The organism is Ruegeria sp. AF5 (genome assembly GCF_056541905.1).
Genome location: NZ_JBQFYZ010000001.1, coordinates 648,776 through 662,246 on the forward strand (window position 1 = coordinate 648,776; position 13,471 = coordinate 662,246).

A 13,471-nucleotide genomic window follows, 5' to 3' on the forward strand; every position below is an offset into this window, starting at 1 on the left:
CTGGTAATAAGTTGGGTTCTATCCCTTGCGGTGGCAGCACTGTTGCCACCAATCACCGCGCAACCAAAACGTGTTGGGGTCACGCCATCCGGTTCATACGTTCTTCCAGAACGTCGAACGGTACGCCTGGCTCGTCTTTTGCGCCGCGAATAACGAGCGATGTCTTGACGCTGGCCACGTTTGGCGTGGTCAGCAACTCGCCCGTCAGAAACTGCTGAAAGCTGCTCAGGTCAGGTGCGACGCATTTCAGGATGAAGTCCACTTCGCCGTTCAGCATGTGGCATTCGCGGACCAATGGCCAATCGCGGCAGCGGCCTTCGAACGCGCGCAGTTCGACTTCGGCCTGGCTGTCCAGACCTACCATGGCAAATACCTGAACCTCGAACCCCAACTCGCGCGAGTTGACCTCGGCGTGGTAGCCGGTGATGAAGCCGGATTCTTCGAGTGTGCGCACCCGGCGCAGACAGGGCGGGGCCGAGATTCCGACCCGTTTTGCCAGCTCGACATTGGTCATACGACCGTCCGCCTGCAGTTCCGCCAGAATCTTGCGATCAATATCATCCAGCCGAGTCGTGACCATCAAATGCTCCTGATTTTTTCGGTTCTTATATCAGCACCCCACACGCGCGCAATAATGTTTCGCAGATGCGCAATTTTCTTTGTTTCCTTTTCGCCTTCTTCCCGAAAACCCAAGGCACCCCGGCCCGAAGGGGGCTGAACAGTAAGGGGCTTTAAGCCGGGCCAGTCGGTCGCTATATCGGGGCGACGGGCCGCGGGCCCAAATCAGGCAATTCGAGCGGGGGCACCATGGCCGACACAAGACACACCAAGGTTCTGATCATCGGGTCAGGGCCCGCAGGATACACTGCAGGCGTATATGCAAGCCGCGCCATGCTGGAACCCATTCTGGTACAGGGCATCGAACCCGGTGGTCAGCTGACAACGACGACCGAGGTCGAAAACTGGCCCGGCGACACCGAGGTGCAGGGCCCGGACCTGATGGTGCGGATGCAGGACCATGCGAAGGCCATGGGATGTGAGGTGATTGGCGATATCATTAGCGATCTGGACCTCAGCAAGCGCCCCTTCACCGCCAAGGGCGACAGCGGCACCACCTATACCGCTGATGCGGTCATTCTGGCCACAGGCGCGCGTGCAAAATGGCTGGGTCTGCCGTCGGAAGAGAAGTTCAAGGGCTTTGGCGTCTCGGCCTGCGCCACCTGTGACGGGTTCTTCTATCGCGGGCAGGAAATCGTGGTGATCGGTGGCGGTAACACAGCCGTGGAAGAAGCCCTGTTCCTGACCAATTTCGCCAGCAAGGTGACCCTGATCCACCGCCGTGATGAGTTGCGGGCGGAAAAGATCCTTCAGGATCGCCTGTTGAAGAATGAAAAGATCGAACCGCTGTGGTTCCACCAGCTGGAAGAAGTGATCGGCACCGATGCGCCTTTGGGCGTCGAAGGTGTTCGGGTCAAACATGTTAAAACCGGCGAGATCACCGAGATCCCGTGCAAAGGTGTCTTTGTCGCCATCGGCCACGCCCCTGCGAACGAGTTGGTCAAGGACACGCTGGAAACCCATATGGGTGGTTATGTCGTCACCAAACCGGGCAGCACCGAAACCTCGATCCCCGGCGTGTTCGCGGCAGGCGATCTGACCGACCATGTCTATCGTCAGGCGGTAACAAGCGCCGGGATGGGCTGTATGGCGGCACTGGATGCCGAACGGTTCCTGGCCGAACAGGACTGATGCATGCTTGAATTCTCTGGCCCAGTCTGGAGAATTCTGTTTGCGTCGCAGGCAGCGACCCCATTGCTGCCTGCCCGCGCGCCTGAGGGGCGCTTTCATCATTCCGGACAGTTCGCGCTTTATGCCTCGCTCAGCGCCGAGGGCGCTTCGGTCGCCATCCGGCGCTACGTCTCGGGCGACGATCCCGACCGCGTGATACAAAGGTTTCTGGTGGAAAACGCGCGGTTGGTGGACTACCGCGGGCAGACGGCTGTGTCGGTGATCTGGCAGGATAATCGTGCTATGGGGGTCCCTTCGCCGACATGGGCTTTTTCGGATAAAGCGCGGGCACTGGGGGCGGACGGCTTGATCTACAGCTCGCGCTCGCGCCCCGACCTCAGCCATCTGGTGCTGTTTTGTGCGGACAAGATATCAATTCACTCCCAACACCCCGCGACCCACTGGCGGGCTTAGATTTGCACCCGAAGCCTTGACCTGACCGCGAACGTCCTCGCAAAGTCCAACCAAGGCGAACAGCGATACAGGTGGTATTCTTGAAGAGCGCTTTGTGGCGTGGCGGTTGGGCAACCCGGCTTCGGATCGGCAGCGGGTTGGTTCTGTTTGCTTTCGCTTTCTTCCATTTCATCAACATCGGACTGGGCCTGTTTCACACCGATTATCTGCACGGGATGCAGGACGGTCGAACAGCGGTGACGCGGCACAGTTTTATGAGCCTGCTGCTTTATGCGGCGTTGTTCACACATGCCGGTCTGGCCCTGGCTTCGATCGCACAACGCCGGACCCTGCGCATGCCGTTCAGCACGGCGTTGCAGATTGTTCTGGGTCTGCTGATACCTTTGCAGCTGATCTCGCATGTCATTCAGACCCGGGTCGCGCACGAGATTTACGACGTCAATGACGAGATGGGGTACATCATCATCCTGATGTGGCCTAACATCGTAATTTGGATGCAAAGCGCGTTGTTGCTGATCGTCTGGGTGCATGGCTGTATCGGGCTGCATATGTGGTTACGGCTGACGAAATGGTGGTCCAGCGCCGTACCCTATCTGATCGGTGTTGCCGTCTTCATCCCCATGTTCGCCTTGGCCGGTCTGCTGACCGAGGGCCGCCGCATTTGGTTGGAATTCGCGGATGAGTTTCTGCGGGAACAATATATCGAGCATTACAACTGGCCCTCGCCCGAGGCGTTCCAGACCATGTTCACCGTCAAGGATAATGCCCTTTTGGCGTTCTGGCTCGCCTTGGCGGCCACGGGTCTTGTGTATATCGGGCGCAAGCTGTGGCGGCGCAGGCATTCGGTGCGGGTAAGTTACAGCAACGGGCCCGAGGTGGATGCCGAAAAGGGCATGACCTTGCTTGAGATTTCGCAGGCACATAGTGTGCCCCATACGGCCTTGTGCGGCGGGAAGGGACGCTGCACCACATGCCGCGTCATCATCGAGGAAGGCGCTAACGCCCTACCCCCGCCCGGCGATGTCGAGGCCCGCAGCCTCGCCGCTGTCGGCGCCTCACCGCAGACACGGCTGGCCTGCCAGATCCGCCCGACGGAACCGACCACTGTTTTCCGCGTTTTTCAACCGGATGGCGGGCGCGTTCGCGGGCATGCCAGTCAGGGGCAGGAACGGAAACTGGCCGTGCTGTTTCTGGACATTCGCGGATTTACCGCCCGCACGACGGGTCAGCTGCCCTATGATATCGTGTTCCTGCTGAACCGGTTCTTCGACGCCGTCGTACCTGCCATCACCAAGGACGGCGGTGTCGTGGACAAGTATATGGGCGACGGGTTGCTGGCGGTTTTCGAGAAACCCGATGCGGCCGCATCCGCCAGCGCGGGGTTGAAGGCTGCGATAGATATCAGCCATGCCCTTGACCGGTTCAACGAGCAGCTTGAGGCCGAAGGCAGCCCCGGCATTCGCATCGGAATGGGCTTACACCTTGGTGATCTGGTGCTGGGTGAGATTGGCGCGCAGGGACATGCCGCGAGAACGATCATCGGCGACGCCGTCAATGTGGCCAGCCGACTGGAAAGCGAAACCAAGGCCTTGGGGGTCGAGTTGCTGGTCTCGCAAGAGGTGTTGAAGGCTGCGGGCATGGACCTGCCGCCGGAGGGTATCCGGATGTTCCAGCTGCGCGGCGTTGCCGATCCGATTCCCGCCCTGCCAGTCACCCGCGCGTCCGGGCTTGCGCCGCACACGCAAAAACAGGAACAGTCATACTTTGCATGATCGGAATATATACGCCCCAAGGAACGAGATCATCATTTTGATTTCATAGTTGGAAATTCCTTCCAATCCGCGAGAAATCAGCGCATATCGTCCTTTGTTTCATTGACGCCAGTGGACTTCGCCCAACAGTCGGTGCAAATGCCCCGAAAACGCCCTTGAATCACTGGCAACACAACACTGCGATAAGAGTATTCAGATGACGATGTTAAGCAATCTGGCCCCCATTCCCGAACTTTATGTGTCGTATGACTCGGCCCAGAAACTGAAGGTCGAAGCCGCCGACCTGACCAGCTGGGATCTGAGCCCGCGCCAGATCTGTGATCTGGAACTGCTGATGAATGGCGGTTTCAACCCGCTCAAAGGTTTCCTGAGCGAAGCCGATTACGACAATGTCGTCGAAAACATGCGTCTGGCTGATGGCACGCTTTGGCCGATGCCCATCACGCTGGACGTCAGCGAAGATTTTGCGGACAAGATCGAACTGGGTCAGGATATCGCGCTGCGCGATCAGGAAGGCGTGATTCTGGGCACCATGACGGTCACTGACCGCTGGACCCCGAACAAGGCCCGCGAGGCCGAGAAGGTTTTTGGTGCCGATGACGATGCCCACCCGGCTGTGAGTTATCTGCACAATGTGGCGGGCAAGGTCTATCTGGGTGGCCCTGTCGTGGGCATCCAGCAGCCTGTTCACTATGACTTCCGCGGTCGCCGCGATACGCCGAACGAGCTGCGCGCCTATTTCCGCAAGCTGGGCTGGCGCCGGATCGTGGCCTTCCAGACCCGCAACCCCTTGCACCGTGCGCATCAGGAGCTGACTTTCCGCGCTGCCAAGGAAGCGCAGGCCAACCTGCTGATCCACCCGGTCGTCGGCATGACCAAGCCCGGCGACGTGGACCACTTTACCCGCGTGCGCTGCTATGAGGCGGTACTGGACAAGTATCCCGCATCCACCACCTCGATGAGCCTGCTGAATCTGGCGATGCGCATGGCAGGCCCGCGCGAGGCGGTCTGGCACGGGCTGATCCGTGCCAACCATGGCTGCACCCATTTCATCGTGGGCCGAGATCACGCGGGCCCGGGCAAGAACTCGGCCGGTGAAGATTTCTATGGCCCCTATGACGCGCAGGATCTGTTCCGCCAGTTCCAGGATGAGATCGGCGTTGAGATGGTCGATTTCAAACACATGGTCTATGTGCAGGAACGCGCGCAATACGAGCCGAATGACGAGATTCTGGATAAGGACAATGTCACGATCCTGAACATCTCGGGCACCGAACTGCGCCGCCGTCTGGCCGAGGGCCTGGAAATCCCCGAATGGTTCAGCTTTCCCGAAGTTGTGGCCGAGCTGCGCAAGACCAAGCCGCCACGCAGCCAGCAGGGCTTTACCGTGTTCTTCACCGGCTTCTCGGGCTCGGGCAAATCCACCATCGCCAACGCGCTTATGGTCAAGCTGATGGAGATGGGGGGTCGTCCGGTCACGTTGCTGGATGGCGATATCGTGCGAAAAAACCTGTCATCCGAACTGGGTTTCTCGAAAGAGCATCGCGACCTGAACATCCGCCGGATCGGCTATGTGGCATCCGAGATCACCAAGAACGGTGGCATCGCCATCTGCGCCCCGATCGCACCTTATGCCACCACACGCCGCGCGGTGCGCGAAGAGATCGAGCAGTTCGGTGCCTTCTGCGAAGTGCATGTTGCGACCACCATCGAAGAGTGTGAGCGGCGCGACCGCAAGGGTCTGTATAAGCTGGCCCGCGAGGGCAAGATCAAGGAATTCACCGGCATCTCGGACCCGTATGACGTGCCTCAGAACCCCGAGCTGCGTGTCGAGACCGAGAATGTCGAGGTCGACAACTGCGCCCATCAGGTGTTGCTGAAGCTGGAAAGCATGGGCCTGATCGCAGCCGGCTGAATCTGATGAATGAAACGAAGCGGCCTCCGGTTTACGGGGGCCGTTTTTGTTTTGACGGGGCTGAGGTGTTTGGGGACGTCGCCGGGTGTGAGCCGGTTCGTTTATTGCGCGGTCTCTGGCAGGTCAACCTGCCCGCGCATCAGGATATGCCCCTGACCGGCAACCCTGATCCCTGTCATCGCGTCGGCGGGTCCAACGCGCGTGACCACGGCCTGACCGGGGCGGCCCATATCGTGACCCTGTTCCGCAACGAAACTGTCTTTGGTCATTAGCCCGTATCTCCACAGATAGGCCGCCATGGCCCCGGTGGCGGACCCGGTAAACGGATCCTCGGGCGGGCTGGGCGGGGCCATAAGCAGGCGCGAGAACGTATCGCCCGCATCGGTGGCCCCTTGGAGCGTCACGAGGAAAGGCTCGGCCATATCCGAGCCGGAATACCCTGCCCTCGCAGCCACTTTCCGCAGCGCGCCCTCGGACAGGCGGGCCGCGCGCAACGCGTCATGATCGCGCAGAACGGTGATACAGAAGGGCAAGCCGGTTGAAACCATCCGGGGTGGCGAGATGATGGCTTCTTGCGGCAGGCTGATCGCCTTTGCCACCAGATCGGCAGGCACATGCGCACCAAATTGCGGTGCGACCTGCGTCATTTCGATCTGGTCGCCCTGCAATCCGATCGAAACCAGACCCGCGCCGGTTTCCAGCGTCAGATTATCGCCGGAGATCATACCGCGCGACCGCATCGCCGCTACGGTGGCAATCGTCGGGTGCCCGGCAAAGGGAATTTCACGGCTGGCCAGAAAATACCGGACGCGGATGTCGGCCACGTCGGACGGGCCGGTGAATGTGCATTCGACCAGAGAGGTTTCGCGCACATATGCCATGCAGACCTCGGCCGAGAGACCCGCGCCGCCATGGACCACGGCACAACCGTTGCCGCCAAATGCACGATTGGTGAAGGCGTCTACCCAGTCGAATTCAAACCAGCTCATGCAGTCGGCTCCGTTACAGATTAAAAGCGGCAGTTTCGCCGATGCGCATGTGTTGCGGGCAACGTTTCAGCCCCGCCCGGGCTAAGGGGCCGTTCAGTGAACGGCCACAGGTGACAGGTCGTGCTGACGGGCCAGAACGAAAGCCAGCTTGCGGTCGGCCACAAGCGCCAGTTGCTGCCCATCGGAATCGTGCACGGCATAAAGGTGATCCAGATCACCTGCCTGATCGCGCAGATCACGCGGCAGATCGGCAACGTCGACTGTTTTCACATAGACGATACGATTGCCTTCGGTGTTGATTTCAATCGGTGTATTCATAGCTCTTACCCCTTCCGTATATTGATTGTCTGAACCACGGTTTCCGGCACGGCGCGGGTCAGATCCACATGCAGCAGACCGTTTTCCATAATCGCCTCGCCCACCTCGACCCCGTCGGCCAGCACGAACATGCGCTGAAACTGACGCGCCGCGATGCCACGGTGCAGGAAGATGCGCCCCTCGCTGTCGTCGCGCTGACGGCCCCGGATCACCAGTTGGCGATCCTCGATGGTGATCGACAGATCCTCTTCGGCGAACCCGGCCACGGCAAGGGTGATGCGATAGGAAAAGTCCGAGGTCTGTTCGATATTATAGGGCGGGTATCCTTCATTACCGGCCTTTGCAGACCGTTCCAGAAGGCGTTCCAGCTGCTCGAACCCCAAAAGATGCGGGTATGAGCCAAGAGTAAGTTTCGACACGTATTTTCGTCCTTTATTGTCAAAGCGACGTGGTGCGCGGTCCCGTTCCGGCAACCGCTTGTTATAGAATATGGGAAGAAACCAGGATGTCCACAAGGTCTGGCGCGATAACGTCTGACACACTATCTTGTTGGGCAAGCACCACAACAAGCCCGAGTCGCCAATGAACGCGCCCACCGACCTTTCGATGAAAACCGATGAAGTTCTGCGGGTTGAATTGGAGGTTTTCCGCCGCCAGCACCGCGACCTTGATGAAGCGATCGAGGCGCTGCATGAAAAAGGAACGGCTGATCAGTTGACCCTTCGGCGTCTGAAAAAGGAAAAACTGCGCCTGAAAGACTTCATCCGCCTGATCGAAGACCGCCTGACCCCCGATATCATTGCCTGAACACCCTGTACCGCATTGCCACAAAAGCGGATTTGGCTATAGTGCGCGCTCTTTCTGAGCGCGGGGACGTAAGCGGATGAGCGATGTGACAGTGGGGATCATCATGGGCAGCCAGTCGGACTGGCCCACGATGAAGGAAGCCGCAGATATTCTGGATGAACTGGGCATCGCTTATGAGGCGCGTATCGTTTCGGCCCATCGCACCCCGGACCGGTTGTGGGACTATGGCAAGACCGCCGTGTCGCGCGGGTTGCAGGTGATCATCGCGGGCGCAGGTGGCGCGGCACATCTGCCGGGTATGATGGCCTCGAAAACACGGGTACCGGTGATCGGCGTGCCTGTGCAGACGCGGGCCCTGTCGGGGGTGGATTCGCTGTATTCCATTGTGCAGATGCCCAAGGGCTTTCCCGTGGCGACCATGGCAATCGGGTCCGCTGGCGGGGCCAATGCGGGCCTGATGGCCGCGGGCATTCTGGCCTTGCAGGATGAAGCCCTGGCCGCGCGGCTGGATGCCTGGCGTGACGCGTTGTCCGCCTCGATCCCCGAGGAACCGCAGGGATGAGCCGGATCGGGTTTATCGGCACCGGGCATATCGCCGCGCCGATTGCGCGGCTGATGGCCGCCAAAGGGCATGAGATCAGCGTGACAGAACGCAACGCCGAGGTCTCGGCCGCCCTGAAGGCCGAACTGGGCGTGACTATCGCGCCGCCGCAAGCGGTGATTGACGCCTCGGACATCGTGTTTCTGTGCCTGCGCCCGCATATCGCGGCCGAGGTTCTGGCCCCCCTGACCTTTCGCGCTGATCAGCAGGTTGTGTCGGTTATGGCGGCCGTTTCCGCCGAGGATTTGGCCAAGCTTTGCGCCCCTGCGTCGGATTTCGTCCAAACCATCCCACTGGGGTTCTTGCAGTCCGGTGGCTGTCCGATGGCGGCGTTCGGCAATGACCGCTTGCTGGCCGAGCTGTTTGAGCCGGAAAACCCCGTGGTCAAGGTTGCGGATGAGGTGGCGCTGAACGCGCATTTTGCCATTTGTGCCATGGTTCCCGGCATTCTGGATCTGATGGCCACCGGGGCCGAATGGCTGGGTGACGTAACCGGCGATGCGGACGGGGCAGAGTTCTATACCACGCAGTTGATGGCGGGTTTTCTCGCCGCGATGGAAAAAGGCACAGCCGGGCGGTTGGCACAGGAGCGCGACGCTTTGGCGACCGAAGGTACTTTGAGCCTGCAAATGACGGGCACCCTGATCGAACAGGGCGCGCATGAGGCGCTGAGAGCGGCGCTTGGCGCAATTGGAAAACGTTTGGAGAATTGACGATGGCGGAGATGCTCGCCCAAGGTGCAGTGATCGGGATTCTGGGTGGCGGCCAGCTGGGCCGGATGCTGTCGGTGGCGGCCTCTCGGCTGGGGTTTGTCAGCCACATCTACGAGCCGGGCGCAAACCCGCCTGCCGGGCAGGTTGCGGATCGGGTTACGACAGCGGCCTACGACGATATCGACGCCTTGACGGCCTTCGCTGATGCGGTGGACGTCATCACATATGAGTTCGAGAACATCCCGACCGAGGCATTGGATATTCTGGAAGCCCATCGCCCCATTCGTCCCGGGCGTGAGGCATTGAGGGTCAGTCAGGACCGCCTGAACGAGAAGACGTTCCTGCAGGGGCTTGGCCTGAAAACGGCTCCGTTTGCGGATATCACCGATCTGGACAGCCTGAATGCGGCCATCGAAGAAATCGGCACGCCCGCCATCCTGAAGACCCGCCGCTTTGGCTATGACGGCAAAGGACAAGCCAGATTGCGCACCCCCCGGGATGCCGAGGCCGCGCTGGCCGATATGGCTGGTGCGCCTGCCCTTCTGGAGGGGTTCGTTGATTTTTTGCACGAAGTTTCGATCATTGCTGCGCGCGGGCTGGACGGTCAGGTGGCCTGTTTCGACCCGGGTGAGAATGTGCATCGCGATGGCATCCTGCACACCACCACCATCCCTGCCCGACTGTCCCCCGCCCAGCGCACCGATGCCATCCTGCTGGCGGCCAATATCCTGAACGCTCTGGAATATGTTGGTGTCATGGGGGTTGAGCTGTTCGTAACACCCGGCGGACTGATCGTGAACGAGATCGCGCCGCGCGTGCATAACTCGGGCCACTGGACGCAGAATGGCTGCGCCGTGGATCAGTTCGAACAGCACATCCGCGCGGTGGCGGGTTGGCCGTTGGGCGACGGGCAGCGCCACTCGGATGTGGTGATGGAGAACCTGATTGGCGACGATATGGACCGTGTGCCCGAGCTGGCGCGCGAACGGGACGTCGCGCTGCATCTTTACGGCAAGGCCGAGGTCAAGGCCGGTCGCAAGATGGGACATTTCAACCGGATTATGCGGTAGAATATCGCGCTGCGGCGCGATGCCTTCGGCGAGAGTATTTGGAAAAAGGTGAAGCCGGTCTGGTTTCACCCCACAAAGCGCGCCACGATATCCCCTGACATATAGCTGACGCGCCCGCCCGCCAATGTCGCGGCGACCCGGTGAGTGGTTGCATCAAGGATAACCAGATCGGCGCGTTTGCCCGCGGCAAGCGTGCCCCGGTCCTGCAAGTCCAGCACCCGCGCGGGGCCGGATGAGATCAGCGCCCAGGCCCCTGCGAGATCCAGCAGCCCGGTTTTGACCAGCATCAGCGCCGCGCGGCGTGGACTGGGATAATGGTAATCCGAGGCCAGCGCATCACAGAGCCCCATCGCAATCAGCTCTACCGCGCTGGCGTTGCCCTTATGCGAGCCACCGCGGACCACATTGGGCGAGCCGAGAATGACGTGATCCCCAGCAGCGCGCGCGGCCTCGGCGGCTTCAAGCGTTTCGGGAAACTCGGCAATGCGCACCCCTTGGCCGCGCCACCAGGCGCGCGCCTCGGCAGTTGCGTCATCGTGGCTGCCCAGACGCACGCCCATGTCCGCAAGGTCCGAACAGAGCGCTTCTAGCGCCGCCGGAACCTCAGCCTTGCGGGCGTGCATGTCGAGCAGCATCGCAAAATGCGCCTCTGGGTTGCGTCCGGCCTTCAATGCCTGCCCGGTCAGGCGCGGTGGTTTCTTGCCCTGTGCCAAACGATCATGCGGCAGGTGATCATTGAAGACCACGTATAGCACCTGCCAATCGGCGATGCGACGGGCCAGCCCGTCGTAATCCGCGAGCATATTGGTCTCGAACCGCAATTGCGGGATCAGATCGGTGACCGTGCTGCCCTTGACCGCTGCGATGGCCGCAAACACCTGCGCGGCAAAGTCCGGGCCGCGCACGCCGCCTTCCCAGCTGTAAAACTGCGCCAGAACGGCTGTGGTGATGCCGTTGGCCGCCAGTTCGGCCTCGACCGACAGAATGCCCTCATTCATCTGCTTCATCGCGCCGCGACGTGGGGCGATATGGCGTTCGAACCCATCGCCGTGCAAGTCGACAATACCTGGCAGAACAAGAAACCCGGTCAGGTCAATCCGCCGCCCGGTTGCGTCTTTCTGAATGACCCCACCTGCAATGGAAAGCTCCGCGCGTGACAGCCCTTCATCCGGGAGCAGAACCTCGGCACCGGTCAATGTCAGATCCAATGTGGTCATTCTGATGGCTCCGCCCCCGGTTCCGAGCAATTCTGCCCGATGCAGATCTCGTCTATTACGTCCATCACACCATCCAGCCAAGTGATCTGGGGATCAAACCGACCAAATTCGATGAAGTGCAAAGCCTGTGCCATGACCTGCGGGTTGTTCATCATGAAGGTGTGGGTCACCGGCAAGACGAGATGATCGGCCATGCCTTCGACCTTGGTGGATTCGACCGACACCTTGCCATCGTCAGGACCGTCGATCAGAGATGAAAACACGAGGTTTAGGGACTGATAACCTGCGATGACCCCCAGTTCGAAATCCACGGGCGGCAGGCGGCTGGGAATACCATCCGGGCCCGTACCCAGTTGCAGTCCGGCCGGGCCGTTCAGGTATCCGAACACCTCCCACGCGCTGAGTTCATCGACCAGCTGGCTACCCTGATTGGGCGGCCCCAGCATGACGACACGGCCCATGTTTTCAGGGCTGTGGTCCTGCAACCAGTATCGCAACAGGATGCCACCCATGGAATGCGCAACGACATTGACGGTGTCACTGCCGCAGGCTGCAAATGCTTGCGGGATGGTTTGTTCGGCCAGTTCGGGGATACCGATTTCGGTCGATGGGTAACCGGGGCGCACGACGGAATAGCCATTCGCTTTGAACAGTTGCTCCATCACGCTGAATGACGCCTCGGTCCGGGCCAGACCGTGCAGCAGGACAACGCATTTCGCGCTGGCCACGGCGGGAAAAAGGCAACAAAGCAGGGCGATCAGAATTCTCATACCCGCCAGATAAAGCCTGTACGCCTGCGTTAAAAGCCCTTCCCACGTTGACGTCGCAGGACAGCCAGCGCGATACCGCCCAAAACCAGTGCCGCACCAACAAGCAGCCGCACACCCGCGCTTTCCCCCAACAGCACCACGCCGCCCACAATCGCGATCACCGGCACGCTGAGCTGGACGACCGCCGCCGTCGAAGGTGCCAGCCGGGGCAGAACGCGATACCACAAGGCGTATCCCAGACCCGAGGTCACGCCACCTGACAAGGCCGCAAGGAGATAGCCCAATCCGGTCATGTGCCACTCTGCCCCTGTGGCCATCAGGGTCAGCGCGGTCACCGGCAGCGCGACGATGAAATTTGCGGCCGTGCCCTGCAACGCATCAGGCTCGGACCGCCCGGCCAGTGAATAGGCTGCCCAGCCGATCCCGGCTGCAATCATCAAAACGGTTCCGGTTGGATCGACCTGCACTGTTCCTGTGGGCCACAGGACACAGGCCAGACCACCCAGTGCAATCGCTGCCCCGGCCAGCTGTCGTCGGGTGGGTTTGACCTCGGCAAGGGCGTTGGCGGCGAACATGGTGATCTGCACAACGGCAAACAGGATAAGCGCGCCCAGCCCTGCATCCAACGTCAGATAGGCAATGGAAAACCCGATCATATACAGGGAAAGCGACCCCGCCCCGATAAACCGCCTGCGGTTGCGCAGGGGCAAATGTCCTCTGCGCAGCAGCACCAGTGCAGCCAGAACCAACGCCCCCGCCAGAACCCGAATAATGGCGAACCCCGCAGGATCACTGGACGCGCTGTCGATAGCCAGCCGGTTCAGAATGGAGTTCGCCGCAAAGGCGCACATGGTCAGGGCGGTCAGAAGGAACAGTCGCATTTCAACCACATACCGACTTGGCGGCGCGTTGGACACTCACAATTCGGGCACACGCGGCCCAGCCTTCATCTTTTCCAAAATACTCCCGCCGGAGGCATGGCCGCATTGCGGCCATCGGAAATGAAACGGGGCCGCCAAAAGGCGACCCCGTCCGTTAGCACTTTGCTTCCCCTCTCGACAGCCTGACCTTGCAGCCAAACGCCTGTCAGGGGTCGT

15 protein-coding genes are annotated in these 13,471 nt (G+C 60.6%); 8 read left to right on the forward strand and 7 right to left on the reverse strand.

Annotation, left to right across the window (positions count from 1 at the left end; all coding sequences use genetic code 11):
• Window positions 1-79 precede the first annotated feature (79 nt).
• Complete coding sequence (locus ACR0DS_RS03210) at window positions 80-580, reverse strand: Lrp/AsnC family transcriptional regulator (RefSeq protein WP_480475487.1); 501 nt, start codon at window positions 578-580, stop codon at window positions 80-82.
• 227 nt (window positions 581-807) lie between these two features.
• On the opposite strand from ACR0DS_RS03210, the gene trxB reads away from it, so the two are divergent.
• The 4 genes from trxB to ACR0DS_RS03230 all read left to right on the forward strand — a co-directional run bounded on the left by trxB (window position 808) and on the right by ACR0DS_RS03230 (window position 5,889).
• The gene (gene trxB / locus ACR0DS_RS03215; protein WP_267362965.1) at window positions 808-1,749 is read left to right on the forward strand and encodes a thioredoxin-disulfide reductase; all 942 of its coding nucleotides are present in this window, start codon (window positions 808-810) and stop codon (window positions 1,747-1,749) included.
• Window positions 1,750-1,752: 3 nt separating this feature from the next.
• Window positions 1,753-2,202 carry an RES family NAD+ phosphorylase gene (locus ACR0DS_RS03220; protein ID WP_480475485.1) on the forward strand — a complete coding sequence of 150 codons (450 nt, stop codon included), beginning with the start codon at window positions 1,753-1,755 and terminating at the stop codon, window positions 2,200-2,202.
• A gap of 80 nt (window positions 2,203-2,282) precedes the next feature.
• A complete protein-coding gene (locus tag ACR0DS_RS03225) occupies window positions 2,283-3,974 on the forward strand; it encodes an adenylate/guanylate cyclase domain-containing protein (RefSeq protein ID WP_480557798.1) in 1,692 nt (563 codons plus the stop codon).
• A gap of 196 nt (window positions 3,975-4,170) precedes the next feature.
• Window positions 4,171-5,889 (forward strand): bifunctional sulfate adenylyltransferase/adenylylsulfate kinase, encoded by a 1,719-nt coding sequence (locus ACR0DS_RS03230; protein ID WP_480557800.1) that lies wholly within the window; start codon window positions 4,171-4,173, stop codon window positions 5,887-5,889.
• A gap of 101 nt (window positions 5,890-5,990) precedes the next feature.
• Here the strand turns inward: ACR0DS_RS03230 and ACR0DS_RS03235 are convergent, their stop codons facing one another.
• The 3 genes from ACR0DS_RS03235 to ACR0DS_RS03245 all read right to left on the reverse strand — a co-directional run bounded on the left by ACR0DS_RS03235 (window position 5,991) and on the right by ACR0DS_RS03245 (window position 7,615).
• On the reverse strand, window positions 5,991-6,878 hold the full coding sequence (locus ACR0DS_RS03235) for a PhzF family phenazine biosynthesis protein (RefSeq protein WP_480557802.1): 888 nt from the start codon (window positions 6,876-6,878) through the stop codon (window positions 5,991-5,993).
• 93 nt (window positions 6,879-6,971) lie between these two features.
• Window positions 6,972-7,196 carry a DUF1150 family protein gene (locus ACR0DS_RS03240; RefSeq protein WP_480475477.1) on the reverse strand — a complete coding sequence of 75 codons (225 nt, stop codon included), beginning with the start codon at window positions 7,194-7,196 and terminating at the stop codon, window positions 6,972-6,974.
• Window positions 7,197-7,201: 5 nt separating this feature from the next.
• Complete coding sequence (locus ACR0DS_RS03245; protein ID WP_058275530.1) at window positions 7,202-7,615, reverse strand: Hsp20 family protein; 414 nt, start codon at window positions 7,613-7,615, stop codon at window positions 7,202-7,204.
• Window positions 7,616-7,778: 163 nt separating this feature from the next.
• On the opposite strand from ACR0DS_RS03245, the gene ACR0DS_RS03250 reads away from it, so the two are divergent.
• The 4 genes from ACR0DS_RS03250 to ACR0DS_RS03265 all read left to right on the forward strand — a co-directional run bounded on the left by ACR0DS_RS03250 (window position 7,779) and on the right by ACR0DS_RS03265 (window position 10,387).
• Window positions 7,779-8,003 (forward strand): YdcH family protein, encoded by a 225-nt coding sequence (locus ACR0DS_RS03250; RefSeq protein WP_209504778.1) that lies wholly within the window; start codon window positions 7,779-7,781, stop codon window positions 8,001-8,003.
• A gap of 76 nt (window positions 8,004-8,079) precedes the next feature.
• Window positions 8,080-8,565 (forward strand): 5-(carboxyamino)imidazole ribonucleotide mutase, encoded by a 486-nt coding sequence (purE, locus tag ACR0DS_RS03255; protein ID WP_267362974.1) that lies wholly within the window; start codon window positions 8,080-8,082, stop codon window positions 8,563-8,565.
• Complete coding sequence (locus tag ACR0DS_RS03260; RefSeq protein ID WP_480487573.1) at window positions 8,562-9,317, forward strand: NAD(P)-binding domain-containing protein; 756 nt, start codon at window positions 8,562-8,564, stop codon at window positions 9,315-9,317. The genes purE and ACR0DS_RS03260 overlap by 4 nt, the downstream gene beginning before the upstream one ends.
• 2 nt (window positions 9,318-9,319) lie before the next feature.
• Window positions 9,320-10,387, forward strand: coding sequence for a 5-(carboxyamino)imidazole ribonucleotide synthase (locus ACR0DS_RS03265; RefSeq protein WP_480557804.1), 1,068 nt, complete (start codon window positions 9,320-9,322; stop codon window positions 10,385-10,387).
• 65 nt (window positions 10,388-10,452) lie between these two features.
• On the opposite strand, the gene ACR0DS_RS03270 is transcribed toward ACR0DS_RS03265, so the two are convergent.
• From ACR0DS_RS03270 to ACR0DS_RS03280, 3 genes are read right to left on the reverse strand one after another with little or no spacing between them, the layout of a single operon-like run.
• Window positions 10,453-11,604, reverse strand: coding sequence for an alpha-D-ribose 1-methylphosphonate 5-triphosphate diphosphatase (locus ACR0DS_RS03270; protein ID WP_480557806.1), 1,152 nt, complete (start codon window positions 11,602-11,604; stop codon window positions 10,453-10,455).
• Window positions 11,601-12,374 (reverse strand): alpha/beta fold hydrolase, encoded by a 774-nt coding sequence (locus ACR0DS_RS03275; protein WP_480557808.1) that lies wholly within the window; start codon window positions 12,372-12,374, stop codon window positions 11,601-11,603. Before ACR0DS_RS03275 ends, ACR0DS_RS03270 begins: the two co-directional genes overlap by 4 nt.
• 29 nt (window positions 12,375-12,403) lie before the next feature.
• On the reverse strand, window positions 12,404-13,255 hold the full coding sequence (locus ACR0DS_RS03280) for a DMT family transporter (protein ID WP_480557810.1): 852 nt from the start codon (window positions 13,253-13,255) through the stop codon (window positions 12,404-12,406).
• Window positions 13,256-13,471: the final 216 nt, after the last annotated feature.